The 26,469-nt window shown below is 34.5% G+C and carries 21 protein-coding genes; 16 read left to right on the top strand and 5 right to left on the bottom strand.

What is annotated here, in order from left to right; translation table 11 throughout:
- Positions 1 to 482 precede the first annotated feature (482 nt).
- Positions 483 to 1,955, top strand: coding sequence for an aldehyde dehydrogenase family protein (locus tag ACYQ73_RS06720; RefSeq protein WP_460011762.1), 1,473 nt, complete (start codon positions 483 to 485; stop codon positions 1,953 to 1,955).
- Between the two features lie 318 nt (positions 1,956 to 2,273).
- On the opposite strand, the gene ACYQ73_RS06715 is transcribed toward ACYQ73_RS06720, so the two are convergent.
- Positions 2,274 to 3,185, bottom strand: a complete 912-nt coding sequence (locus ACYQ73_RS06715) for a DNA glycosylase (protein WP_460011761.1) — start codon at positions 3,183 to 3,185, stop codon at positions 2,274 to 2,276.
- Between the two features lie 166 nt (positions 3,186 to 3,351).
- On the opposite strand from ACYQ73_RS06715, the gene ACYQ73_RS06710 reads away from it, so the two are divergent.
- From ACYQ73_RS06710 to ACYQ73_RS06680, 7 genes are all read left to right on the top strand, one after another.
- Positions 3,352 to 4,065, top strand: a complete 714-nt coding sequence (locus ACYQ73_RS06710) for a 2OG-Fe(II) oxygenase (RefSeq protein ID WP_460011760.1) — start codon at positions 3,352 to 3,354, stop codon at positions 4,063 to 4,065.
- Positions 4,066 to 4,306: 241 nt separating this feature from the next.
- Positions 4,307 to 4,945, top strand: coding sequence for a bifunctional transcriptional activator/DNA repair enzyme AdaA (adaA, locus tag ACYQ73_RS06705; RefSeq protein WP_460011759.1), 639 nt, complete (start codon positions 4,307 to 4,309; stop codon positions 4,943 to 4,945).
- On the top strand, positions 4,929 to 5,462 hold the full coding sequence (adaB, locus tag ACYQ73_RS06700) for a methylated-DNA--[protein]-cysteine S-methyltransferase (protein ID WP_460011758.1): 534 nt from the start codon (positions 4,929 to 4,931) through the stop codon (positions 5,460 to 5,462). The genes adaA and adaB overlap by 17 nt, the downstream gene beginning before the upstream one ends.
- A 31-nt stretch (positions 5,463 to 5,493) precedes the next feature.
- Entirely contained in the window at positions 5,494 to 6,312 is an 819-nt protein-coding gene (locus tag ACYQ73_RS06695; protein WP_460011757.1) for an SPL family radical SAM protein, read from the top strand.
- A 20-nt stretch (positions 6,313 to 6,332) separates the two neighbouring features.
- On the top strand, positions 6,333 to 6,497 hold the full coding sequence (locus tag ACYQ73_RS06690) for a hypothetical protein (RefSeq protein WP_460011756.1): 165 nt from the start codon (positions 6,333 to 6,335) through the stop codon (positions 6,495 to 6,497).
- Positions 6,498 to 6,719: 222 nt separating this feature from the next.
- Positions 6,720 to 7,964: an MFS transporter gene (locus ACYQ73_RS06685; RefSeq protein WP_460011755.1), complete on the top strand. Its 1,245-nt coding sequence runs from the start codon at positions 6,720 to 6,722 to the stop codon at positions 7,962 to 7,964.
- 14 nt (positions 7,965 to 7,978) lie between these two features.
- Positions 7,979 to 9,232 (top strand): ATP-grasp domain-containing protein, encoded by a 1,254-nt coding sequence (locus ACYQ73_RS06680; protein ID WP_460011754.1) that lies wholly within the window; start codon positions 7,979 to 7,981, stop codon positions 9,230 to 9,232.
- Between the two features lie 671 nt (positions 9,233 to 9,903).
- Here the strand turns inward: ACYQ73_RS06680 and ACYQ73_RS06675 are convergent.
- Positions 9,904 to 10,152 carry a hypothetical protein gene (locus ACYQ73_RS06675; protein WP_460011753.1) on the bottom strand — a complete coding sequence of 83 codons (249 nt, stop codon included), beginning with the start codon at positions 10,150 to 10,152 and terminating at the stop codon, positions 9,904 to 9,906.
- A gap of 347 nt (positions 10,153 to 10,499) precedes the next feature.
- Between ACYQ73_RS06675 and ACYQ73_RS06670 the strand changes: the two genes are divergently transcribed.
- On the top strand, positions 10,500 to 10,922 hold the full coding sequence (locus ACYQ73_RS06670) for a hypothetical protein (protein WP_460011752.1): 423 nt from the start codon (positions 10,500 to 10,502) through the stop codon (positions 10,920 to 10,922).
- A gap of 324 nt (positions 10,923 to 11,246) precedes the next feature.
- A complete protein-coding gene (locus ACYQ73_RS06665; protein ID WP_460011751.1) occupies positions 11,247 to 11,852 on the top strand; it encodes an undecaprenyl-diphosphatase in 606 nt (201 codons plus the stop codon).
- Positions 11,853 to 12,108: 256 nt separating this feature from the next.
- Here ACYQ73_RS06665 and ACYQ73_RS06660 read toward each other — a convergent pair whose 3' ends face one another.
- A complete protein-coding gene (locus ACYQ73_RS06660) occupies positions 12,109 to 12,216 on the bottom strand; it encodes a YjcZ family sporulation protein (protein ID WP_376070299.1) in 108 nt (35 codons plus the stop codon).
- Positions 12,217 to 12,441: 225 nt separating this feature from the next.
- Positions 12,442 to 12,555 carry a YjcZ family sporulation protein gene (locus ACYQ73_RS06655; RefSeq protein ID WP_460012310.1) on the bottom strand — a complete coding sequence of 38 codons (114 nt, stop codon included), beginning with the start codon at positions 12,553 to 12,555 and terminating at the stop codon, positions 12,442 to 12,444.
- A 423-nt stretch (positions 12,556 to 12,978) separates the two neighbouring features.
- Here ACYQ73_RS06655 and ACYQ73_RS06650 point away from each other — a divergent pair, with 423 nt between their 5' ends.
- The 4 genes from ACYQ73_RS06650 to ACYQ73_RS06635 all read left to right on the top strand — a co-directional run bounded on the left by ACYQ73_RS06650 (position 12,979) and on the right by ACYQ73_RS06635 (position 18,666).
- The gene (locus ACYQ73_RS06650) at positions 12,979 to 14,154 is read left to right on the top strand and encodes a PepSY-associated TM helix domain-containing protein (protein ID WP_460011750.1); all 1,176 of its coding nucleotides are present in this window, start codon (positions 12,979 to 12,981) and stop codon (positions 14,152 to 14,154) included.
- Between the two features lie 610 nt (positions 14,155 to 14,764).
- Positions 14,765 to 15,109 (top strand): hypothetical protein, encoded by a 345-nt coding sequence (locus ACYQ73_RS06645; RefSeq protein ID WP_460011749.1) that lies wholly within the window; start codon positions 14,765 to 14,767, stop codon positions 15,107 to 15,109.
- Positions 15,110 to 15,616: 507 nt separating this feature from the next.
- Positions 15,617 to 16,114: a DinB family protein gene (locus ACYQ73_RS06640; protein ID WP_460011748.1), complete on the top strand. Its 498-nt coding sequence runs from the start codon at positions 15,617 to 15,619 to the stop codon at positions 16,112 to 16,114.
- A gap of 395 nt (positions 16,115 to 16,509) precedes the next feature.
- Positions 16,510 to 18,666: an ATP-dependent helicase gene (locus tag ACYQ73_RS06635; protein WP_460011747.1), complete on the top strand. Its 2,157-nt coding sequence runs from the start codon at positions 16,510 to 16,512 to the stop codon at positions 18,664 to 18,666.
- Between the two features lie 1,787 nt (positions 18,667 to 20,453).
- Here ACYQ73_RS06635 and ACYQ73_RS06630 read toward each other — a convergent pair.
- Positions 20,454 to 20,729 carry a YqhV family protein gene (locus tag ACYQ73_RS06630; RefSeq protein WP_460011746.1) on the bottom strand — a complete coding sequence of 92 codons (276 nt, stop codon included), beginning with the start codon at positions 20,727 to 20,729 and terminating at the stop codon, positions 20,454 to 20,456.
- An 803-nt stretch (positions 20,730 to 21,532) separates the two neighbouring features.
- On the opposite strand from ACYQ73_RS06630, the gene ACYQ73_RS06625 reads away from it, so the two are divergent.
- Both ACYQ73_RS06625 and ACYQ73_RS06620 read left to right on the top strand, forming a co-directional pair.
- Positions 21,533 to 22,486 (top strand): DUF1266 domain-containing protein, encoded by a 954-nt coding sequence (locus ACYQ73_RS06625; protein WP_460011745.1) that lies wholly within the window; start codon positions 21,533 to 21,535, stop codon positions 22,484 to 22,486.
- Positions 22,487 to 23,396: 910 nt separating this feature from the next.
- Positions 23,397 to 25,703 (top strand): glycoside hydrolase, encoded by a 2,307-nt coding sequence (locus ACYQ73_RS06620; RefSeq protein ID WP_460011744.1) that lies wholly within the window; start codon positions 23,397 to 23,399, stop codon positions 25,701 to 25,703.
- Positions 25,704 to 26,469 lie beyond the last annotated feature (766 nt).

Genomic DNA, 26,469 nt, shown 5'->3' with positions numbered 1-26,469 from the left:
CTTTGTTATTGTAAATGGAAATTATTAATAATTAGGTAGGTTATTTATGAAGAATTTCTTAAGAACTTGCTATGCTTTCTTGCGCTTTAAATCATCAATAAAGGAAAGACTAGGGAGCTCATAAATTTTATGAATCAATAGAGACCGTTGACTCAGTATCGGAAGGAACAGCTACAGACGTTGAACAAGTGGCAGTGGCAGTGACAGCAACAACCGAACAATCTAATAGCTCTTCTGTACAAAATCATCCCATTATCGTAAAAAATGAGCGTTATCGTTCACACGGGAATTTCGCAATTGCAAGTTGAAAAGTACAATTACTATGTAAAAGGACACAAAGATGTCCCGTTTACCCAGGAAGAATAAAATTGACTCTACTTCTTTTATACAAAGAGTGTTACTTTTAACGTGAATAACTTATTAAGCTCTCGAATTTTATCAACATAGTCTAACTATTTATACTAAAAAAGGGGAGAATAGAAATGAAAATTAAAACAAAGTTGTTCAATGAAATTAACAAACAATTCATTAATGGTGTATGGAAAGAAGGTAAGTCTAGTAATGTTGGTACTATTTACGATCCGTTTGATAATAGTGTAATAACAGAGGTCTCTCTTGCAACAAAAGAGGACATCGACGAGGCTTATCAGGTGGCGAAAATCGCACAAAAACAGTGGGCAAGTACCTCAGCTGAAGAAAAAGTAAAGGTATTTGAAAATGTAATTAATATCTTACAAAAGAATAAAGATGAATTCATGGATATATTAACACGTGAAGTCGGAAGTTCTTTTGTTAAAGCAAATTTTGAAATTCAATTAACTATAAGTATTTTAAAAGAGGCTATGACCTTCCCAAATCGAATGGGGGTTCGTACGATGCCTTCTGAGGTTATTCCCGGTAAGGTGAACTATGTATATCGTGAACCAGCAGGGGTTGTTAGTGTGATCAGCCCATTTAACTTCCCATTCTTTCTATCGTTACGTACCATTGCTCCAGCAATTGCTATCGGAAATGCTGTTGTACACAAACCGGATTTACGAACAGCTATTTCAGGGGGAGCTATTATCGCAAAATTATTCGAGTTAGCCGGCCTTCCAAAAGGTGTTCTTAATGTGATCATTACGGACATCATGGAAATTGGTGATTACCTTATTGAACATCCAATTCCGCAGGTTGTATCCTTTACAGGATCATCTCCAGTAGGTCGCCATATAGGATCTATTGCTGGGAAAAACCTAAAAAAAGTATCCCTTGAATTAGGGGGAAATAGTCCATGTATTATTTTAGAAGATGCGGATATTAAACAAGCAGTGGATGCAGCTGTATTTGGAAAGTTTATTCACCAAGGACAAGTTTGTATGAGTATTAATCGTTTATTCGTTCATCGTAGTTTGTACGATGATTTCACAAAAGCATTTGTGAAAAGAGTATCAGAGCTCCCTTATGGTGATCCAAAGAATCCGTCTACAATTATTGGACCTATTATTAACGAAAAACAAATTGAGAGAATTCTAAAACTTGTAGACACTGCGAAAAAAGAGGGGGCAAATTTTGCGTTAGAAGGAAAACGAGTAGGGAATGTTCTTACTCCTTTTATCCTGACAGATGTTACGAATAAGATGACAATCGCTCAAAATGAAATTTTCGGACCTGTTGCTCTGATTATTCCATTCGATACAGAGCAGGAGGCTATAGATGCGGCGAATGATACAGAGTATGGATTAGGTGCAGCTGTTTTTACTTCTGATATAGAACGAGGAGAAAAAATTGCAAGAGAAATCGAGAGTGGTACGGCACATGTTAATGATCAGCCGGTGAACGTTGAACCAACTCTTCCTTTTGGTGGAGAGAAATTTTCTGGCATTGGACGATTTGGTGGCGAGTGGACACTTGAAGAGTTTACAACGATGAAATGGGTTTCTATTCAAAAAGAAACAAGAAAATATCCGTTTTAAACTAGTGTAAGGGAAGAAGCAAGATGCTTGTTCCCTTACTTCTTTTATATACACTAATGTATCAGAACTATCTGGATTATCCTGATGGTGCTCGACGTTGTACAATTCGAACGGCTCGTCTTCAGGTTATCTCGATGCTCCCATCGAGAAATCTCCTTTCGTGACTCTATCCCTCACAGCACACGACGACCGCACCGAGATAAGCTTCCACCTCCACAGATTGCCGGTCATTCTGGTGATCAGTACGTGTCCGATGGATGGTCCGAACCGCTCGATAATTCTTTTTATTGAGTATATTCCGCTATAAGTTGTAATTATTCAGTAAAGGACACGCCATAAATAAAAGGTAGCGTATGATTCCCAGTTTTTCCAAGGTAACGATATTTCTAAGATTTCCTCTTTCGTAGGCTTTCGGTCCATATTACGTAATATTTTTATCGAATTAATAAGACCCACATCATCGATTGGAAAAGCTGTCTGGAACCTGAGGCAACGCATTAGAACATAATTGGCTGTCCAAGGACCGATTCCTCGTATTTTAATTAAGTTTTTTTCAGCATCTTTATAGTTCATCTTCATTAATTTTTCCCTCGATAATTCTCCACTTGCCATTAATTTAGCAATTCCAATAATATATTCACTTTTTTTTACCGTCATTTTAATATCTGCTAGGTCGTTTGGTGTTAACTGGGCAATTCGTTCGTACGATGGGAACACCCAATACTTTTTACCATTCCATTCGATGGACTCGCCAAATCCTTCTACAAATTGCCTCTTTAAGGAGTACGCGAAGGCTAAGTTAATTTGTTGCCCTAAAACTCCCCAACATAAAGCTTCAAATAAATCGGGAATGCCGATAACTCGCAATCCATAGAATTTTTGGGCAGGCATTTTAAGTAATGGGTCTGCTTTTGCCATTTCATAAAATGGCGTTAAATCGTTATCAAGATCAAACCACTCATGAATATATTTTACAATCTCTTCCCGTTTCCACTTTTCAATAGGTCTAGAATCATTTAGAAATTGAACAACCATTTGTTTATTATTGATTATGCTTACCTGTACTAAGGACCGAATTTCCCAAATGGCTATAACTTTTGTCATTATATCGTTCTCTATTTCATACATGCATTCATTTTTTTCCCTTGTTAGATAGCCTAGGTTTGCATTCATGTCGAAATTATCAGGTAATGTAATTACAATATCATCATTGATTTCTTGCCATGTCACTTTTCATTCTCCTCACCTTATTACGATTTTCTATTGTAATTTTACTTTATCACATAATAATCTTTACTAATTTTGTTATCTTGCTATTACATTCTAAACACCTTATTTTTTTCTATTGATGAGGTTATAGTGTTAATTATCAAGAATGCTAAAGGGGTGGATAAAAATGGTCCAAGATATAAAAACACGTGTCGAGAACTTAAATTGGGATTCCATTCAAAATGAATTAGATGAGCAAGGATTTGCAAAGCTTCCAGCGATTTTAACAAAAGAGGAATGTGAATTCTTCATAGAATCGTATTGTGAGGAAGAGTCCTACAGAACGACAATCAATATGACGAGATATCGCTTTGGGAATGGGGAGTACAAATATTTTTCCTATCCATTACCTGAAATCATCCAAAGTTTAAGAGAGTCCTTTTATCCGGAATTAGCAAAAACAGCTAACCGATGGTTGGGTTATTTAAAGAAAACCGAACAGTTTCCAGATCATCTTCAAGATTTTTTGAACACCTGTGAAGAATATAAACAAACTAGACCGACACCTTTACTATTAAAATATGAAACAGGCGGGTTTAATTGTTTGCATCAAGATTTATATGGCGACATATTTTTCCCGTTTCAAGTAGTATTTGTCTTAAATCAACGAGATAAAGACTTTTATGGTGGAGAATCTCTATTAGTGGAACAAATTCCACGTGCTCAGAGTAGGGGATATGTAATTACTTTAGAACAAGGCAGTGCGCTGATCTTTCCTACGAACCATAGACCTGTTCTAGGTAAAAAAGGATATTACAAAAATACGGTTCGTCACGGAGTAAGCACGGTTACTTCTGGTGAACGATACGGTCTTGGAATCATTTTTCACGATTCTAAATAAAGTGAAACTTTGATCAGTGGGGGTTTTCTTCATCCCCCACTGATCATTAGTTAAACCAATCGGGCCTTTACGGGCTGTTCATCTCCCACCTAAACTGCTCCGATTTTTCTAAGTTTTGAGGTGGGAGTCTTACAGCCCGTTAATGCGGGATAAAAAAATAACTTCAATATCTTGCTATTCCATTCCCAGAATTGTACATTCGGATTTTGTAGGGAGTATATTGTAAGGAGAGGTGAGATAAATGCCAGATAGTATCAATAACGGACATAAAGAAAGCCATGATCATAGAATTTCGAATGATGTAGAAATGATAACAGATGAAAAGTGGCAAGCAATTATAAATAATGATACAGCGTATAATAATCAATTTTTCTACGCTGTAAAGTCGACAGGGATATTCTGTAAACCATCCTGTAAATCTCGCGTTCCGAAAAAAGAAAATGTATGCATTTTTTCAAACGCAGAACAAGCCCTACGCGCAAATTTTCGCCCTTGTAAACGGTGCAAGCCCACTAATGAAAATCTGCCTGATAGCGAGTGGGTTGATTTAATTACCGAATACATTGATAAAAATTTCACAGAAAAATTAACGCTCGAATCATTAGCAACTATTTGTCACGGGAGTCCCTATCATATGCATCGAACATTTAAAAAGATTAAAGGCATTACGCCGGTTGAGTATATACAACAAGTTAGAGTACACGCGGCTAAAAAGTATTTGATTCAGACAAATAAAGCGATTGGAGATATCGCCATATGTGTGGGTATGGCTAACGCGCCCTATTTTATTACTTTATTTAAAAAGAAAACTGGACAGACACCAGCACAATTTCGTCAAATGAGTAAAATGGAGGAAAAGTACAATGGAAACAAAGAATAAACCAATCCTTTATTGGTCTTTACTAAAATTTAAGAATTGGAATTTTTATATTGCTTCAACTACAAAGGGGCTTGTGTTTGTAGGTTCACAAAACAAACCATTCGAGGAATTATTCGAATGGGCTAACAGACGCTTTCCAGGAAGTCCTCTTGTTGAAGATGATGAAAAGCTTGAACCGTATGTCGTTGAAATCACTCAGTATCTAGAAGGAAATCGGAAAACCTTTACTGTTTCATTTGAGTACGTAGGCACGCAATTTCAGCTAGCCGTCTGGAATGCACTTTGTGATATTCCTTATGGACAGACGTCATCCTATTCCGACATTGCAAATGATATCAATAAACCAGCAGCTGTTCGTGCTGTAGGAGCGGCTATTGGGGCTAATCCGGTATTAATTACTGTACCGTGCCATCGTGTAATAGGAAAGAATGGCTCATTAACAGGCTATCGGGGCGGATTAGAAATGAAGACACTACTTCTGGATTTGGAAAAGCGAGTTTCATCTAGCAATGAGTAATTATTGCCCTACAATGAATGGAGGTTCCGTCATGAAATGTGAATTATGCTATAAAAGTCCGAAAACCATTCTGAATAAAGGGACTGGCTTTCTTTCTGGATATACTCATTCACTAAACCCTTATACAGGTTGTTCATTTGGGTGTTCCTATTGTTATGTACGCGAAATGCCTGTATCTCTTTTTCGAGAAGGAGAATGGGGAGATTGGGTTGATGTTAAAAACGGCGCTGCGAATTTATTAAAAAAGGAGCTCCATCGCGCCAAAGCCAAAGGGAATGTAACTATTTTTATGTCATCAAGTACAGACCCGTATCAACCAATAGAGCATAAGGAAAAAGTGACGAGATCTTTACTAGAAGTTATGGTAGAAGATCCTCCTGACTTCCTATTAGTACAAACTAGAAGCCCACTTGTAAGTCGAGATATCGATTTGCTGCAACATTTTAAAGATAAAGTTCGGGTAAGTATGACTATTGAGACAGATTCGGAAACGATACGTAAACATTTTACGCCAAAGGCACCCCCAATCCAGGCGCGTTTTAAGACATTGGAAAAATTAGTGGCTGCGGGAATACCGACCCAAGCTACTATAGCCCCCATTTTACCGAGTGGGGAATATTTTCCAGAGAAATTGAAGCCGTTCGTCGATCGGATATGTATTGATGACTATTTCATGGGCGATGGCAGTGGTGGAAAACGCACAAGAAAACTTGGTATTGAGAAAAAATATGCCCAACTTGGTTTAGAAGAATGGTATGGACCACATGTAATTAAAAAAGTATATAACAGATTTATTGAAGTCTTTCCGGAAAATCACGTTTATGTGAGCCAGGCTGGATTTGGACCGTAAAAAAATAGGAAGTGAATGTATTGTATAAGGATAATAAAAAAAGTGCTGAAAATAGAAAAAAGGCACTCACCCTATTGGGTACCGATATGCATCCCTATCAAAGTGATACTCCGGGTATTTTTGGTGGGGATCGACCGAGTAAATTATATAGAAAAGTAGATTGTCCCTCAGCGTTAGAGCTATAGCAAAAGGTGGATACGTTAACCATGGCGTGTTTTTTGCCGATGAACAGACGGCTATCCCAGCATATTTCAGGCCATGTGCAGTTTACATGTCTGAAATATGTAAGATGGAAGAAAAAGAAAAGATAAGAGGGATAATGAAAATGTATAAAACGCATGATGAAATTTCGAAATATTATGATATTGAATCAACATTTTATAAATAAGAATTAATGGAGGTGTATTATGAAAAATAACAAACATTTTAATTTCCACAAGCTTTGGCTAGGACAGTCTATAAGTTTGTTAGGTACCCAGTTTACAGTAGTAGCTTTGCCTCTTTTTGCATTAGAGGTGCTAGAAACAAGTGAGGCGAATGCTGCAATGCTTCGTGGGATTGTATTCATCCCCTACCTAATTTTCGGATTAGTAGCCGGTGCTTTGATAGACATCCTTCATAGAAAAAAGGTTTTGTTAATTTGTAGTATATGTCAAGGCGTTTTATTTTTATCAGTATTCATACTGACTGTAACAAATATAATAACGTTCCCTTTATTGGTGTGTCTCATGTTTTTAAACGGAATATTCACCACGTTTTACAACATTGCAATTCCTTCTTTCTTACCTGAAATAGTAACAGATAAAGACAACTTAAAAAAAGGAAATGCTCAACTAGCCCTTTCAGAGTCTCTTTCTATTGTAATTGGTCCTATGTTAGCAGGAATCGTTATTACTCTAGTTGGATTAACAGGCTTATTCACTGTTGACGCAGTAACGTATTTTGTTTGTTTTTTGTGTGTATTACTTATTTCAAGGTTTAAACCGCATACAGAAGGCTCTTTAAAAAACGTACATATAAAATCGATATATAAAAACATATATGAAGGTTTGATATATTTTAAAAGCCACCCTGTATTGGAACCAATTGTAAGCTGTGGCGCTGTTTACGGTTTTTTTAAATACATACTAAATAGCATTTTAGTAATATTCCTTTATAAGGTAATGGGTCTATCTGAACTCGAAATAGGCTTTGTTGTAGGTTCGGCAGCAGTCGGATTTTTAATAGGCAATTCGATACTCGTAAAAAAAGCTCAACAAATTAATAATACAAAAATGCTTATTTATAGCGCTACTGTATCCGTTATCGGTCTGTCCTTTATACCGATAATGGGATATTTGGGGACCGTTTACGGTATTGTAGCCGCAAGTATCCTACATGGAATGGGAGAAGGTGTATTTGGCCCTTATGCTGCAACTATACGACAACTTGCTTCACCAAGTCACATGCTAGGCAGAGTAAATGCTGTACAGCGTACCCTTAATTGGGGAGCTTGGGCATTAGGAAGTTTTGCTAGTGCATTTTTAGTTTCTAAATTTGGGCTTCAAACTACGTTATTTATAGGGGGGTTCGGAACAACATTGTGTTTAATAGTATTGTTAAGGCGAGGCATATCAAAAGGAAACAACATTGAATATACGAGTTCAATTTAGAGGAGATGTTTATTATGTACAAGATATCAAAAGGAACTGAAAATACACCACATATTTTATTTATAGGAGGATGGACAAAGCCTATACAAGATGCTTTAGACAGGGGATATACTGTTTCGTATATAGGGTCTTACACTAAACACATCTATTTCGATGGAACGATCTTAGATAAGTGTTTCTATCAAAAAGAAATAGACACAACAAACATACCCACGTGTGTGTACTATGCTGAAGAATTGTACAAAGAGAAACCGTTTGATGTGGTTGTATCTTTCAACGAAGCAGCATTGGATACGGCTTCCATAATTGCGAAGATTTTTAATGCTAAAGGATTTTCTTACAATGCTAATATGATAACCCGCAACAAAGACATGATGCGTGAAATTCTAGCAGGCAAAGACTTTTCGATAGAATCGATCGTTAGCAACAACATAAAAGACATTGATGAATTTTTGAAGAAAAAAGATAGTATTATAATAAAGCCCCCGATTGGCGCAGGTAGTATAGGAGTATCTAAGCTAGTCATAGGAGATGACGTAGAACGATTTATTAAAGATAACGGTATTCAACTACCTGTTTTAGTGGAAGAGTACGTAGAAGGTGACGTAGTTTATACGGTCGAAGCCATTTCTTATAACAAAAAACATTCTATACTAGCTGTATCAGCTGAAATATTTAAAGAAGATACGTTTTTAATAAACTATACTATTATGCCGGCACCTATAGACGAATCTCAAAAAAAATTAATCATGGAGAAAGTAATGCTATTTTTGGACGATATGCATCTGGAAAACGGCATTACTCATACAGAGGTAAAGTTAGACAAACAAAAGAAGCCAATAATCATAGAGTCTCAAGTCAGGATTGGCGGAGGCAACATTTGGAAAATGGTAGAACTTACAACCGGCATATCTCAATTTGGATACTATTATGATGCGTTAGCTACTAAGACGATAGATGAATTTAGATGTATACCTTCAAAATGTCAAGCTATGTCATTAAGCTTGATACCAAAACCAGGTTGCTTAAAAGAAATCAAGTATGAAGGGTTAGCTAACATATCCGAGATCGTATTAATTGATCTATTAGTAAAAGAGGGCGATACCATACCAACTATTGTTGACAGCACAGGGCGCAAAGGATATATATTATTTACGGCTAATGATATAAATCATATGTACGAAGTTGCAGATAAAATATGTGACAATATAACGTTTGTTTATCAGGATTTGTCAGAATGGAAACCTTCCTTTAACAAAATATTTTAAAATGAATATTGCACATGACGGGTCTATGTCAAGATAAAGGACAATTTAACTCATTCTTGCAGTTAACGATTAGTAATGGGAATAAGCGAAATATAAATCGTCACCATCATAAAAGTGATCATTAAACAAAGTTAAGTATCCTTGAAAGTCCCTTGTTAGAGACGATTGTTTATATACCAAAAGCTAATTAACGAACCATTTCAAATAAAACCACTTAAATCGTTCGTGTTTAAATCCTAAAAGTGCTATTCTTCCATCGGCTGAATCCGTTATTGTTTGAACAAAACACGAATATTGTATTTGAAAGTTATCTAAACGTAAATAATAAAGTTTGTTTTTTTAAAAATCGTTGCTTTATTGACCGAAGAAGGACGTATCACTTTTATGTTGACTTTATTAAGTAGTAAATCTATAGCCGTTGTACAAGTAACGATATAGTGGGGATTCCTCGTGAAACGATTAAATTATTAATGACGCACTCTTTAAGAAACTTCAACTAGGAGGATCTACAATACTTTCAACAAGTTTAAATTATCCTTTGCTACCGCAGTTAACAACTATTCATTATCAACCTAAATTATCCCACACATTTTAACGGTAACGAAATTTTCATAAGAGCTAACTACCCATAATTGGGTAATTAGCTCTTATTTATATTCAAAAAGAATCAATTACTTCTTTTTCTGTTCAAACTCAACATGAGTATGTAGCGTGAAGCGGGTAGGTGAGAGGCCTGCTTTTTTCAACAGCGGATCTAATGCTTTACGATATTTATTTAGGAAAACAGGTTCTAATTGATAAATTTGATATGCTCTTAAAAAAGTTTTATAGGATACCAGAAGCGGGATGAAGTGTGCATGAAGGGGCAATATACGTTCTTTTTCACCTTTTCCATCAATTTGAATCGTTTCATTAACCATATCAACTTGTTCCCAGGTTAATGAAACGAGTTCAGATCGTCTAAGACCTGTTGTATCTCATTTCGTATAGAAAAACGTGTTTAGTAGCGTTCTAAAAAGTTAAATAGCTGTTGTAGATATACATACATAAGTTGAAAACATTGTGTTAACTTTCTGTTTTGGGATTTTAAACGACGTATGCTTGACATATAAATAAAGAAATGTAGTTATTCATTTGAAATAGAAATTTTTACAGTAAGTAGAACGAAAGAAAATATTTAGTTGACCTTATTGCAAAGCTGCTTTTCATACAGCACAGAGCCATTAATAGTACTTATTTCTCTCATCAGGAAGGGTGAAGGCCAATTATGAATAGCCATTCTTTTGGAGTAGACATTAAGAAAATTTTATTGCTGGTTGGATGTCTTGTATTAATGATGATACTTGGTGCTTGTATAAATGAAAAAAAAACAAGTCAGTCAGAATTTAAAAAACAATATTTTGAAGGAAAAAGTGATAATTGGTATGTAAAAATGGTAAGCGAAATGGATAGCAACAGGAACTATATCATCTCTTATATTGGAGAAGGGAATAAACCATTAAATTTTAAATATGAAATATATGAATCTTCACACAACCCAACATTTGGCGATGGCGAATTTAAAAATCAAGAGGAATTTGAAATTCATGTAAACTGCGGTGGACCGTGTGATGCCCTTCCTAATAGTGTACCTATTCAAATTAAATGGGAAAGAGAAGAAGAAAAAGTAGTTATTCGTAATAAAAAATAGAATGTTGTCAGTAACATCGTTCTATCCTAAACTTTTTGAATTATTTAGCAGACATTACAACCAAGTAAAAGTTATGTGAAAGAAAATTTAGTTTAGCTTGCAATACGATTGTATCCTTTTCAATGCTTAAATTTAGAGAGGGGAGCAGGAATGGATAGAACAAATTCTAGAATAAAAGACGCTTGCCCTAAAGTTCATTAGCTAAATTTTGTGTCAAAGTGACAATAATGTTAGATTATACTCTTTTATGTCATCTTAAACGATGGTTCATTGATATCTCTTTTCTTATCCTAGATATATAAAGATCAAGGGAGAGAGAGTATATTGAATATATCGGAAATAAATATTAACTTATTCAGAATAATTAATAATCTAGGGAAAGAGTTGCCATTCACCAATTTACCAATGATTATTATTGCTGAATATACTGTTTTATGCTTAGCTATTTTTGTTATATTGTACTGGTTTACTAAAAATAGTGAAAACAAAGTAATGCTCATTAGCGCAGGTATGGCTTTCATCTTGGCTGAGATTATTGGAAAATTAGCAGGATTATTGCATTTTAATCAACAACCATTTGCGGTACTTTCAAATACTAATCAGTTAATAGATAAAGCAATAAATAATTCTTTTCCTAGCGATCATACCATATTATTTTTTTCATTCTGTATGTCATTTTGGTTGTTTAAAAAAGGAAAATGGATTGTCTGGGTTTTGTTAGCGGTATTAGTTGGAGTTTCACGTATTTGGGTGGGAGTTCATTACCCATTAGATGTTCTTGTTGGTGCTTTTATTGGTATTACTTCTGCTGTAATAATGTACTTTACAGTTCCAAAATTAACAATAATAACAACCGTAATTACTAAATACGAATCCATTGAAAAAGTAATCACTAACAAATTTCATGAAGCTAAAAAATCTAAAGTTTAGATAGATAAACACAAAAGCTGACAATGAGTTGTGTTAAAAAGAAATAGATACAATTAAAGATAATAAAGGGAACTATAAACAAAGTCACATTAAGTGTGGCTTTTTATTATGTCTTAGGAGATTGAGTATGACATTAAAAGAGGAGAATATTAAAAGGGTCACCGGAGGATTGTGACCCTTAGTACTTATTTGAAGGTGAAAGGTTTTATTAGTATTACCTTACAATAGTTATGAGCATTAGAGGCGGTGTTAGGTATTAATAACCTTTAGTCATGAAAGTAGCGCCGACAATAATTAAAAGAATGAATAGAACAACAATTAACGCAAATGCTGAACCTGTGCCACTACCATAATATTCAGACATAATGATTACCCTCCTTTCTATAATTTATAATATGTAAAATTTACAATTTGGATTGCGATAATCATCTACTTAATTTTTTAAAAATTTTTTCGATTTTATCATGAGTTTTAATGAAAAAAAGTCACTCTTGTAAAAATGACCATTAATGAATGGTCATATAAGGCTAAATAAGCTTTATATATTATTCTCGCTATTTGTAAGTGGTACTAACTAAGGCTCTTTAGATTAATACATGAAAGTAGCGCCGACAACGATTAAAAGAATAAATAGAAAGACAATTAGAACGAATGTTGAGCCGTTATTGCCTTTGTATAATGAGCCGTCTAAAAAAAGGATGATAGGTTAAAAATAATGTTAACAAAAGGAATAGGCCATATCCAATCGGGTATGGTTTTTTTTCTATGTAAAATGTAACATTTCAAAAGTTCGATTTAAAGCTAGTCCTTAAAGCATTTGACCTTTTACAAAATCGAATAGATAGCAATGGCTCACCAAAGTTAGAAAGGTCAATATCACCTAACAAAAAAATTAATTTCCGTAAATCTATATAAACTATAACTTGAAGAAAAAGGAATGTACTAAGAGAACGATTTTGTTGACTAAGTATATCCAACCTAATGAAAACGCATATGTTAATACTAATTTACCAAATCAACAATTGGTTATTTGAACATTTATAACTAATAAATATAAATTTTAAAAATATATTAGCATATTTTTAATATTTTTCATTGACAATGATAATCATTCTCTTTTATATTATTGACTACAATCATAATTTCATATTACTTTTGGAAAGAAGGCATTTTTATTAAAACACGTAGAATCATCTCAAAAATTCATTTATGGCTTAGTATGATAGCAGGGGTTTTTATAGTGCTCATTGGCTTAACAGGAAGTTTGCTAGTCTTTGAACCTGAATTAAACGGGATGCTGCATCCTAATTTGTATAAAATAACGGAAGGTAAAAAAGTTACGTACCAGGAAGCCTTGCAGGTTGTTTCAGAAGCACATCCAAAAGGTCAAATTGATCGGGTATACACGCCAAGTGAACCTAAAGCTCAAGGAGTTTATTTATTCCGCCTTAAAGAAGGAGAAGAACAACTAAACATATTTGTAGATCCAGGAACAGGATACATAAATGGAACATTAGGGGATAAAGCAATATTTAACCAAATAATGGAGTTTCATGAAAAGTTGCTGTTAAAAGATTTCAATGGTGAGCAAATCATCGGTATGATTGGATTTATTTTCTTTTTCATTACATTATCAGGATTATATTTATGGTGGCCAGGGATTAAAAAATGGGCACGTGGGTTTATTGTAAGACGTAATGCCAACCGTTATGTACGGCAATATGATCTACATAAAGTCATTGGTGGAGTTTCCATTCCGTTTTTATTGGTTGTTTCATTAACAGGAGCACTTTTTGCGTATGATGACATGATTTTTGGTTGGTTTGGTGCAAAAGCAAAGGTGATGCCTCCAGAAGAGCAGCTTATTTCAAAAGCCCTTCCGAGTGGTAAGCTTCCACTTGATGAATTGTTCAGTATGGCTGAAAAAGAAGTACCTCAGGGAACACTTATGCAAGTTAGAATGCCCAAAAAGGTGGAAAGTGGAAACCAAGAAGGCGCAGTGGAATTTCGTATTAGCAATTCATATGATCCAGGCAATGGAAATGTAAAAGTATGGTTAGATCAGTATAGCGGAAAAGTAGTGGGCAAGCTAGATCCACATGTAAAAAGTGGGCTTATATATCAAACATGGCACCTACCATTACATACCGGTAGTTTTGGTGGTTTATTTACTAAAATTTTGTATGCTATCGGTGGTCTTACTCCAACTATACTGATGTTCACTGGAGTCTATATGTGGTGGTATAAGAAAAGAAACAAGAACAAACGGAAACAGAAAATCGATTCGAGAGCCGTAGCATAAACACATATATAGGGAACTTTCATTAGATTAATACAAGTATATAAGAAAATATATACACTTTCTTAAAAGAAGATATAGAAGCATACGATATTTCAATTTTTCTAAAAAAACTAAACTGCACATTTGAATAAGAAGAATCCATTTTAAAATGGATTCTTCTTATTTATTATAGTAAAAACATTTGAGAGAACCACAATCTTATTGAATAAAACCAGATCTCATTTAAATTTTAATTCCATGTCATCCGTAAAACACGGATGGCTTTTATTATGCGCTGTGAGAGCGATTTAGATGGGCAACTGTATGTGTTACTCAATCTCGATTCACTTTATAGCGTTATTGTGAAAATTAGTAAATTCAATTAAAAACATTCGTGAGAATTATCAGCTAAAAAAGAAGATTAACAATTTTAATTGAGGAATAAAAGAAGACATTAAAGTCTAAGCTTTTTTGACATCAAAGTACATATTGTACGTGGACATGAATCTACAGACAACCTAAAAGTCATTAAACAATAAGAAATAGTTGTCGATGGATAAGATCAATCTCAGTTGGATAAAATATTTGTGAACTTAAAAAGTTCAAATTTCAAGGATTTGGAGGACTATATATGTCATCTGAAATGGGAGAAATACATCGTACTGGTCAAGACATTAACGACGAAATAGTACATTTTGGTGGGCAAGCTGAGAGTGTTTTTAGTTCATTGGCTGAACAAGGTCGACTTTCAATACAAAAGAAAGCAGACGAATTAGCTGCACAGTATCTTGAAAGTAATCCTAATCCAGACTATTATGATTGTGTTGAAATTGTAGCAGAGGGAGTTTTGACAGCAGGGAAAGAAATAAAGGCTAGTAGTGGTTCTTGGGGAGAATCAGTAGATGCAGCACTTGGTGCTGGTGTTCAAATTCCAGCAGCAAAAATAGCTTGTAAAAGAATAACAACGTTATCTTAACATTATTTTTTGGAAAAGCGTAGGCGTAAAAAGCTTATGCTTTTTGATATTTCTTGACCATATACAATATGTCCATGTACATATGAGTATTTTACGATCCAGGCCTCCTCCCGCAAAATAATTTTAGTTTACATAATATTGATACCTTGGTCACTACATTCTAATTATCGGATGGTTCCTATAATTTATCATGCAAAAGGAAATTATTCGTTTAATGTAGATTTGTCCAATATTTATAAAAATTATTCCTAAGAGAGATAAACTTAGCTGGTTGTTACTGAATCACGATACATGTTTATTAAAGAATAAATACATAAGATTTAAGAACAGGAATTTACAAAATAGAACAATGGTCGAATTTGTTTTAATAAATAGCTGGAATGGCTGAGAAAAAAGTGATTGTACTTAAGTTAGGGTGAAATAGCTCAATATCATAGTCCGTTAACCTGAGAGCTTTCTACTCGAATGGAATTTATAGTATGCTAACCATAAGGAGGAGAGGCATTTATGGTTAAACGATTGATCGTCGGTGACGCAACGCATGAATTGGCTACTACGCGTTGCATTCTGGAACGCTTACCCCATAAGCATATGTCATGGAGACCACATGAAAAATCAATGACGCTTGGCGAGCTGGCCACGCACCTGATTAACTTGCTGAACTGGCAAATTGCAATTCTTCAGTACCCTGAGTTTGATCTTTCGACCGTGCCGCTGCGACGGCAGTCTTTGGAAAAACAATCTGACATTCTGGATGAGTTTGACGCAAACCTCGGCAAATTGAAAAATTTGCTAGCTGAATGTGACGAGAAAACGCTCGGTGAGGAATGGACGCTGCGCCACGGTGACCATATCATCCGCCGTGAGCCACGAGCAATTGCGTTACGCACCTTCGGATTAAACCACATGGTCCACCACAGGGCGCAGCTCGGGGTATACTTGCGCCTACTTGATATTCCGGTGCCGGGCATCTACGGTCCCTCGGCCGACGAGGAAGCCCAATGAACTAAGTATCTTGATCCGATAAATGTAATGGACTTATGTATAAAATCTCATATTTAATACAGATGTATGCCACTTTTAAGTACCTTGGACAGTTATATCAAAAAAACAACTTTGATCCATATTGGATTGTAAAATAGCTATTCAATATGCTAGAGCAACTACCATTAATCAATTTGCAGGACACCGCGGCGTTAGATACGCTCATGCTCAGATCAGAGAGGATTCTGACTATCTTTAATGATTTAAATTACAGTAGCGTCCCCTAAACAACAGGTGGGCGCTATTTGACGCTTACCTTTATTCTTTCTTCGCCTTAATATTGTGCGGCTTTCCTCGGATGAATCCTCATCATTTGGTATAATACAGTGTAGATTTTTTAGAACGGAGCGATTGATATGAATGTAGCGCAAAAAGCGTATTTTGAGGAAAAGGAGCGTTCACTTGGCGTACGTCTAAATGATGTGCAGACGCAGGCGGTGTTGCAAACGAATGGCCCACTGTTACTATTGGCATCTCCCGGTTCAGGAAAAACGACGACGATTATTATGCGTATTGGCTATATGATTGAGGCGCTTGGTGTGAATCCTTCTCGCATAAAGGCTGTCACGTTTAGTAAGGCATCGGCAAATGATATGAAGGCACGTTTTGCAAAGTTTTTTCCGCATTTGCCACCGGTTGATTTTTCGACGATTCATAGTTTAGCATTTCAAGTTGTGCGGCAGACACTTGAACGTCAGGGCATTTCTTACGGGGTCATTGAAGAATCGGATAAGCCTGGTGTTGTTTCAAAAAAACGAGTGCTTCGCGAGATTTTTGAACAATTAAATGGCTCAAAAATTACCGAAGATCAGTTAGACGAGTTACTAACGTACATAACGTTTATCAAAAATAAAATGCTGCCTGAACAGGAATGGGCAAGTGTAGAAGTAAAGGTACCAAGAAAAGTCGAGATTTTAAAGCGTTATGAGGAATATAAACGCACAGGTAGTGACCGTTTGTTAATTGATTTTGATGATATGCTATTAATGGCGAATGATATTTTCACGAAAAATCGAGAGGTTTTGGCGCAGTACCAACGTCGCTACGATTATTATTTAACGGATGAAAGTCAGGATACATCGCCAGTTCAACATGCGATCATCGCGAAGCTCGTCGCAGTCCATCAAAATTTATGCGTCGTTGCAGATGAGGATCAGGCCATTTATAGCTGGCGCGGTGCAGAGCCAGATTATTTGTTGAATTTCCGAAAGATATATCCGGAGGCGCATGTTTTACTTATGACGCAAAACTATCGTTCATCTGCAACGATTGTAGAGCCAGCCAATATATTCATTCAGCGAAATAAAAAGCGTTATAACAAACAAATGTTTACGGAAAACCCTGCAGCAGAGCCAATCTCGTTTAAAACCCTAGAGAATTACAATTTACAGGCCAAATATTTAGTGGACCAGTTGAAAAATCTGTCTAATCGCGGCTCAACGGCTATTTTATATCGAAATAATACATCAGCCATTCCGCTTATGGACGCGTTTGACAGAGCAGGTTTGCCTTTCTATATGAAAGATTCCACAATTCGCTTTTTCACGCATTGGGTCGTGGAGGATATTATGAACTTCATGCGTCTAGCGTACAATACAAAAAATATTACGGTATTTGAAAAAGTTTTTAGAAAAATGAATGCTTATATTACACCAACGCAATTGAAGGCACTACAGAAAGTGCAGGAGGATGGCTGTGTATTCACACAGTTGTTAGAGCATGTTGAGTTAAAGGATTATCAACCTGAGTATATTAAGCGAATTCGCAAAACGTATGATAGCATACAATTTGATAAAACGACGCCTACAGCCATGCTAAAGCATATCCGTTATGACTTTGGTTATGAGCGTACCTTAAAGAAAATGAGTGAGGAACTCGGTTTTAATTATGAAAATTTACTAGATATTGTGGATGTACTTGGTATAATTGCTCGTCATACGCCGACGATGACCGATTTTGCGGGTCGTTTGAAGCAGCTTGAAAATTTAGCTCGATCGTCTCATATAAAAAATGACTTGAATGCAATAACACTGACAACATTGCACAGTTCAAAAGGCTTGGAATTTGACCGTGTGTATTTGATTGACTTAATTGAGGGGATTTTACCTAGTGAGGCAGAAGAAGAAATCGAGGAAGAAACGCGACTCTTTTATGTCGGTATCACGCGTGCGATTCGCCATTTGGAATTAATTTCGTATAGCAAGCGCTTTAAAACAAGTGTAGTGCCATCGATTTTCATGAAGGCGTTAAAACAAATCGTCACACCCCAGGAATTGCTAATTAAAGCGCCGAAAAGTCCGAGTAAAGCACTGAAGCGATACCGTAATGAACGGACGATTACAACCGAGTCAGCGTTAATCGTTGGCTCAAAAGTAAATCATGTGATCTTTGGAGAAGGGGAAATATTAGCCGTTACGAGTAGCACGATTGAATTGTCATTTGCTACGGGGCTTAAGAAGTTTTTGACGGATACATGTTTACAACAAGGCTATTTAGAAACGATGGAAGATTAAATGAAGCGTATTCGAGAAATTTTCGAATACGCTTTTATTGTAGTACTATTTTATAGTGGTTCCTTAATGGGGAAATAAACCATTGATCATCATGTTCTTCCCGCCAAATGAAAATATTTGTTTCCCACATTAATTGATTGGCATTCCGAAGCGATTAATCATCTGGAAAATTTTGAACCTGATGGCGTTCATTTAGTACTTGGAGGAGTTAAAACCGTAACGAACTTAAATCAACAAGCGATAAATATCGGGACTAATAAGTTGGCATAGCTATAAATAGAAGATACTATATACAATGCTCAATTGTTTAAGATTTGAAGGATTTTGTTTTAATAGGGAGCCTCAGTAATATTTCTCTTTAGTTATGTTACATAGCAGAACTTTTAGAATTGTTCTAAAATACCGAACTATTTGTAAATTAAAGATTGCAAAAACACCTGTTGCTGAAAATTACTATCTTTATAAGTTTCTTCCGTAGCTTTTATTGTGCGCTGTGAGAGCGATCGAGATGGGCAATGGTACGTGTAACGGAATCTCGATACGCCTCATAGCGTTATTTTTAAACTAAATGTCTAATTTTTTATACAATTCTATTGGTTTAGTTTACATAATATAAATATCTTATTCATAAATTTTTTATCGGATGGTTCCTATAATTTATCGTTCAAAAGGGGATTATTCATACAAATTGTGCTAATAATCGTTTACAGTATATTTGCCAAATATTAAAAAATCTTCATATAAGTAATACTTACGTACGTAGCAAATATTATATTAACTTTCTGAAAATATGAAGCAGTTTTCCCTTCTTTGAGAAATGTTCTTTTCGTACAGATTGTTGCTATACTTAGAAAATTCGGCTTATTGGAAATGTAATTATTTTGGCTGCAGATTTTATATTACTATTAGCAATATGAATAATGAAACATAAATCTCTTAAACCTAAAATAGAACATTAAAACAAAAGCAAATATCCTTCAGAAGCATCGTTTAGAAAGAAAGAGGATTAAAGTGATATATATAGTTAGAGACGATTGTTTGCAAAAATTCTAACCGATGGCAACTAACGTACTATCATACTTTAAAATACTTAAATCGTTCGTGTTTTAATAACAAAAATGCTATTCGTCCATCAGCTTGATACTTCGTTAATTTAGTAAAACACGAATATTATCTGTAAAACCAAAGATCTAATAAAGGCTGTTTTTCTCAAAAATCGTGTAGTCTTGACCGAAGAACTATCGCTACTTATTTTACTAAAAATACTAGTACTTCACTAAGATTGTTGGGTTATTACTGATGTTTCACAAAGTAAGGAGATATTCTTGAAGGGGATTATGGAACTGGGAAGATGAAGAGTACACTGACAAAAACAAAGATAGAGGTCGAAAAAATGTTGTCGATCGATGTTAAGTCGAAAGAAGTTGCTTTAAAGATTCATTCTTTTTTCAAGTAGAAAACTACCTGATGCAGTGTAATGTTAATAAACAATCTGAGAATAGAAATTATAAAAGGGTCACTGAGTTAAGGTGACCCTGAATGAGGGAGGTTGTGACGGTCAACCAACGCCACAACCGAATAAGTGCGTGCGATACACTCAATATAATTTTGTGCAGATAAAGGTTACTTATACATAAAAAAACGCAGCGTCGTCAAACGCTACAGCAAAGTAGAATTTCTAGTAACTGCAAAGAAACATTAATAGGAAAATCATAATCTATAAGCTCTACCTATTATAATAATGTCTTTTTGAAGAATTTTATTATTATTTTAGGAATACTTTATTATTACTTAATATGTGAGCTAATAATAATAAGTGTAATTCCCGTAAATAGGCAAATGATTCTCGTCACAGGAATTTTATCAGCTAGTCCAAATAATGCAATTGCAGTCGTTACGATTAAAACTGTTGGACCAACCAAAGCAAGCATTGTATTAATATAGAATGCTTTTTCTAAACTATTAAACTTTAGCATCAACAATCCAGCACTTACTTCAATACTTCCAGACAATACGCGTAAAATAACCATAGCAAGAACCGATTTTTCAATAATTGTCATCATCCTATCTTTATAGAAAATTTTCGCTTATATTATTATTCCATCATTAGGATAATTATAGATTTCTGTTTTAATGAAATATTAAAATCAATATATGTATGATTCGTATCAAATATTCTTGTTATATTATGCTTTATAGTATTAATTTAATAAGTGATTTTCTAATTAAAAGTTCAAAGAATTTATTAATAGAATCAGTTTTATTAATCCATTTTCTGTTTTTAAAAGGAGATAGTATAGGTGCATATAATAAAATCCTAAAGATTTATGGGAAAGATAGTACTTATAAAAGATGCAAGCTTTACAAATATCTCAATTGAACCGAAAAATGATTCCAAAGAATTTATCCGTGAATGAGAACCTAATTATGATTTGAAAATTATATTTTCTCAGCTTTTAAATCATCGTAAAAAAGGAGAGTTATCGTTCCCATGAAAATTATAAGGAACTTCCCAATTGCATGTCGTATGTGGACAAGAATGTCCAGAAAATAAATATTCTACATAATGGCATTTTTTTAATATGGACATTCTTGTTTAAATTCAGAGACAAGAATGTCTATATTTTGTATAATAAGGTCGAGAATATCCATATAAAATATTTTCAGGAAATTCACTTTGTATAAGCGGGTGATGTTTTTGTATAAACCATTGATACTTCTGTAACAACAGTTAGGAATCTTTTAGCAATAAATTAAAACGAAATGTTTATTTATTTAGTAATTTAGAATACCAACATTGATTACAAATAGAAACCGATCCAAATACAATTGATTTTTGTGAACAAGTTTAAAAGGAGATGACGAATTGGTAACCAGTGTAATCAGCAAAGAGATATTTAAATTAGAGCGAAGAAGATTTTTTAGGAAACCTATCATTTTTATCGCCTACAATGACGGTTTCTATTTTCACAACCCAAGTATTAGTGAGAAAGAAAACTTCATTAGCGAAAAAGTAAACTTCGAGAATATAATTAATATTTTCATCGCAGAGCCTTACAGATTAAGCGAAAAAAGCATTGTTATATTATTTAAAAATTCCATTGGAGAAGAATGGAGATTAGATTTAACGAAATCTTTACTAGGCACGGATGTAGAAAAGCTTGAAAAATTGTTGGATCAAGAATGGAGGCCACTATTAAGCAATAAAGAAACAAGTGAGACAATTAAATGGTTTAATGCGGCGTATGCTATTTTTGCTGTAGCATCTTGGAGGGATTTGGGACTGTTTGGCGGAGTGGTTCCTACCGAAGGGGCTAAAGAAGAGCAATTTTCTATTATAGCAGCAGATTGGGGAATTGAATCTAGAGAAGAAGCAGATGAAGTTATGGAATTATTATTTTCCGGCAAGACGAATGTACAGTACATAGAAGAATTAAAAAAATCCAAAGAAGTAGCAGACCCATTTAGATATGAATTGTGTCATGTTATAAAAGAAAAAATGGGCGATAAAGGGGTTTTTGCTTGGGATTTAGTTAGACTTATACATGTAGCTTCCATGTGCTATATTTCAGGCATCTATACGAAAGAAGAAGCATTGGATCTATGTTTACAAGCTGCAGAAATACTGCAAAGAGTTTATTCGAGTTTTGATGATATGGGGCAAAGCTACTTGCTTGGATATAGTTTTTGGTCTAAACAGGACTTGAATGGAAAAACGAATGATGCAAGAGAACGCAAAGATATTCATGAAATGTTATTAAAATTAAAAAACGGCCCTTATAGCTTAGACTTTCATCTTCCATTGAAAAAAGACTGGTAAAAAGGTGCTATTCAGAAATCAGTGAAATTAAACTCATTTATAAAAAATAACTATCTAATAACAAGTTTAACTCACATTTTGAACAATCTTTTTTCAAAATGTGAGTTTTTCTTCTATATATAAATCAACAGATAAATCAACGTTTGTAGTTCTATTTTAATCAAACATTATTCTAAATCAACATCTTATTATCCTTTTAAAAAGTACAAAAGAGTACAATTCACAAAATGGTATGGACATTCTTGTCCAAAAAGTAGAGAATATTTTGTCTGGAAATTCTTGTCCATATACAATTATGGCGAGTTGACGTATTCAAGCCCTCCTCCACGCCAAATAATTTTAGTTTACATAATATAAATACCTTGGTCACTACTTTCTTATTATTAAAAGCTTCCTATAATTTATCGTTCAAAAGGGAATTATTCGTTTAAATAATACTAATTATCGTTTAATCTAGATTCTCCTTAAGACGAATAAAATATTCATCGTAACAATTAATTGCACTTCCAATTGTCAGACAATAATCTAACCTAAGCCAACAGATGCAGCAGAGAAGCGCTAGAAGAGTTAGGTGTAAAGGTAATAAGGGTCAAGGATTGTAACGCAGAAGTTAAATTTAATGGCAATCAATATTTTTACATATCGGAAATAATTGAAGTGGCTTTTGGAACTGGGTCTTTATTCTTTATCTGAGAATAGAAATTATAAAAGGGGTCACTGAGTTAAACTGACCCTGAATGAGGGAAGATGTGACGGTCAACCAAAATCTGATTGACGAGATTTCTAATAAGGAGCTTGCTACTAAGGATTTGGGCTTGCCTTTTTTTTGAATTAAAAAATAATAAGTTAGATTTTTTTTGTGACATTCGTGTAACAAACCGATATTACACTAGGTATGGAGGTGTGTTACATGAAAAAAATTCTATCAATCATGTTAATTGCTGCAATATTAACAAGCGTTCTTACGGGATGTAAGAAAGAAAAAATTAATACAGGTATAGAGAGTAAGCCACAAATAAATAATTTAGACTTTAACTTTAGTGTGGATCCTGAGACACTTGCGCTTGAGGTGGAATCCAATGGAATTACTGAGAAATTATCTGAACCATTGGGGAAAATGAAAGTTTCAAATTTAAAAGACAGTGGAGATAACATTAGCTGGACCTATTCAGAACAGGGAATTAATGTTGATATCGAAAAAAAAGATAAGTATGTTGATGTAACCATAAAATCCAGCAAGGATGAAGACAACATGTTTGCATGGCCAAAAGTGAAAGGTGACGGATATATGCTCCCATTAAATCAAGGGAAGTATATTCCAAGCAATGATTCAATTTGGAAAAATTACTTAAGTGAAGAAAAAATGAAGGTAATTGAGGCTTTATCTATGCAATTTTTTGCAGTTGATAAAAGTGGGTTTTCACTAGTATATATAATTAAAAACCCTTATAATAGTGAAATTGTTTATAATACAGAAAACGATATTGAGTTTACTTTTAATCATGAGTTTCCAACTATTAATAAAGAGAAGGAATATGGTTTCAGAATATATTTAACGAAAAAAAATCCAGTAGATGTTGCAAAAACCTATAAAAATTATTTGATTGAACAGGGGGACTTCAAAAGCTTGGCGGATAAGGCTAAAGAAAATAGTAATATTGAAAAGCTTTATGGAGCACCTCATGCTTATTTTTGGGACAGAACTGTGATTTCAGAAGAAAATATTAAATGGGCAAAGCTGAGAGACATTTTTCCCGAAAAACTGAAATTATGGATTCAGGGGCTATTAACTACTAATGTTGAGGATGGATCAGAGCTTTCATCAGCTTTTGAAGATTTAAAAAGCTTAGATTATGTAGATAAATACAATAAGAAAAGAATAATAAAATCCTTAAGTGCAGTAATGCAACTAAATGAATTCTATAATCCGGAAGTATTTACTGAAACAGATAAAGATACTCAGAGGCTGTTAAACAAAGGAATAGAAAAATTAAATCCCGTTGAATTAATTGACCTAAATAAGAGATTATTAAAAAGCATACTTGGAGATGTAGTTGACCCAATAAAGAAGTGGGCAGATGCTAATACTGTAGATGTGATAAAGGACATGAAGGATTCTGGGCTAGAAAATATGTGGATCGGCTTGGATGATTGGCAGGAAGGATTCATTAAACCTGAGTTAGTAAAAGATGGAGAAGAATTCGGCTATCTATTTGGTACCTATGATTCATATCATTCAATCCATGAACCAGGTAAAGAGAAGTGGGAAACTGCTAAGTTTAAGGATGCTTCACTTTACGAGAATGCAACTGTAACAAATAAAAATGGAGAAAAGATTGAAGGATTCCAAGGTGCAGGTAGAAAGTTGAATCCGACGCTTGCAATGCCTAGTGTAAAAGAAAGAGTAACTTCGATTTTAAATACTGGCTTAGCATTTAACTCATGGTTTTTAGACACAGATGGCACTGGAGAAATCTTCGATGACTATTCGCCAGAACATATTACTACTGAAAAGGAAGATATCCAGGCTAGGATTAAGAGAATGGAGTATCTGCAAAAAGAATGGGATATGGTAGTAGGAACTGAGGGCGGAAATGATTTTGCTAGCAAATCTATTGCCTTTGCACATGGAATAGAAACGCCATCATTTTCTTGGATGGACGAGGATATGGCAAAAAACAAACAAAGTGAGTACTACGTAGGGAGATACTATTCGAGTAATAGTGGAGTTCCCGAAATGTTTTCTAAACAAATACCACTAAAGGATAAGTACAAGAAGTTATTTTTGGATTCAAACTACACGATCCCATTGTATAAGTTGGTTTACAACGATTCAGTGATCACAACTCATTGGTGGGGATGGGGAACCTTAAAATTTAAAGACGAAATAACAAATAGAATGTTGTATGAGATACTTTATAATGTTCCTCCTTTATATCATATAGATAAACATGAGTGGGAAAAACATAAAGAAACAATTGTAAGGCATTCAAAGGTATGGTCAAATTTTAGCAAAAAAGCAATAACGAAAGAAATGACAGATTTTAAAATTATATCAGATGATAGACTCGTTCAAATGACTGAATATGGTGAAGCATTAAGAGTAGTCGCAAATTTTTCAGAAGATGAATTTAACTATCAAGGCAAGACAATACCAGGAAAATCAGTGTTAATTATTGATGGAAATAGTAATACTATCTATTCACCGGAAAAATAAGCAAATTCGCAATAGTTAAACTGCTAATAATTTTCCTTGAGATAATCTTCATGAGGCTATATCCAAACGCTAAGGAATAGTTTACAAAAAGACATAGAAGTAGCTTATCCATTGCGGGGTTCATTGAAAAGAATCGAGGAATAAAGGGCTGTCGGTACGCCATTACACCCCGCTGCACTTCAGGAGTCTATCACTTTAGCGAAAGAACTTCACAAAGGCGATGGAGATGAGGAACCTGCGAGACTATGCGAGTTGGCAGTGCAATGGGTACTTAGCAATCCGAATCCGATTATTTTATAACAGCCCGAATATAAGCGCTAACATTTTTAACGAATCCAATAAGCATTTTTATAAACAATACAATCCCCTTTTCTAAGCACTTAACGGCTAAGAAAAGGGGATTGTATGCCGTAAGTGATGCAAATGGCTGTACTTTGTGAATATGCTAAAGGAAAATCACCAGAAGATCCATTACTTTATGAGTTAAAAGGAAAGGATTTTGCTAATAAACATATGAATTACATTGTAAAATAGATTTGTGAACATCTAGGATGGATTGCAGAAATACTAGTATAGATGGAATCTGAATTTCTAGTATAAAAAGCGCATTTTGATGAAGATTTAGATTCGGCGTTAGATGTAATTGAAAAACTGTTACATTTTCCACGAATAAACTTCGTTACATCTGAATTAAGCCAAATCCGGAAAATAAATAATTCATCCCAATCAATTATTCCTATCCCATAGAAATATTTAATGAATTATA

The sequence above is a fragment of the Lysinibacillus sp. CTST325 genome, assembly GCF_054665055.1.
The sequence above is the reverse complement of the archived record's forward strand: the minus strand, read 5'-3'. Positions and strand labels throughout refer to the sequence as shown.

Coding starts and splice junctions, on each gene's coding strand:
- ACYQ73_RS06720 (WP_460011762.1), top strand. CDS start 483: ATGAAAATTAAAACAAAGTTGTTCAATGAAATTAACAAACAATTCATT.
- ACYQ73_RS06710 (WP_460011760.1), top strand. CDS start 3,352: ATGGTCCAAGATATAAAAACACGTGTCGAGAACTTAAATTGGGATTCC.
- adaA (WP_460011759.1), top strand. CDS start 4,307: ATGCCAGATAGTATCAATAACGGACATAAAGAAAGCCATGATCATAGA.
- adaB (WP_460011758.1), top strand. CDS start 4,929: ATGGAAACAAAGAATAAACCAATCCTTTATTGGTCTTTACTAAAATTT.
- ACYQ73_RS06695 (WP_460011757.1), top strand. CDS start 5,494: ATGAAATGTGAATTATGCTATAAAAGTCCGAAAACCATTCTGAATAAA.
- ACYQ73_RS06685 (WP_460011755.1), top strand. CDS start 6,720: ATGAAAAATAACAAACATTTTAATTTCCACAAGCTTTGGCTAGGACAG.
- ACYQ73_RS06680 (WP_460011754.1), top strand. CDS start 7,979: ATGTACAAGATATCAAAAGGAACTGAAAATACACCACATATTTTATTT.
- ACYQ73_RS06675 (WP_460011753.1), bottom strand. CDS start 10,152: ATGGTTAATGAAACGATTCAAATTGATGGAAAAGGTGAAAAAGAACGT.
- ACYQ73_RS06670 (WP_460011752.1), top strand. CDS start 10,500: ATGAATAGCCATTCTTTTGGAGTAGACATTAAGAAAATTTTATTGCTG.
- ACYQ73_RS06660 (WP_376070299.1), bottom strand. CDS start 12,216: ATGTCTGAATATTATGGTAGTGGCACAGGTTCAGCATTTGCGTTAATT.
- ACYQ73_RS06645 (WP_460011749.1), top strand. CDS start 14,765: ATGTCATCTGAAATGGGAGAAATACATCGTACTGGTCAAGACATTAAC.
- ACYQ73_RS06640 (WP_460011748.1), top strand. CDS start 15,617: ATGGTTAAACGATTGATCGTCGGTGACGCAACGCATGAATTGGCTACT.
- ACYQ73_RS06635 (WP_460011747.1), top strand. CDS start 16,510: ATGAATGTAGCGCAAAAAGCGTATTTTGAGGAAAAGGAGCGTTCACTT.
- ACYQ73_RS06630 (WP_460011746.1), bottom strand. CDS start 20,729: ATGATGACAATTATTGAAAAATCGGTTCTTGCTATGGTTATTTTACGC.
- ACYQ73_RS06620 (WP_460011744.1), top strand. CDS start 23,397: ATGAAAAAAATTCTATCAATCATGTTAATTGCTGCAATATTAACAAGC.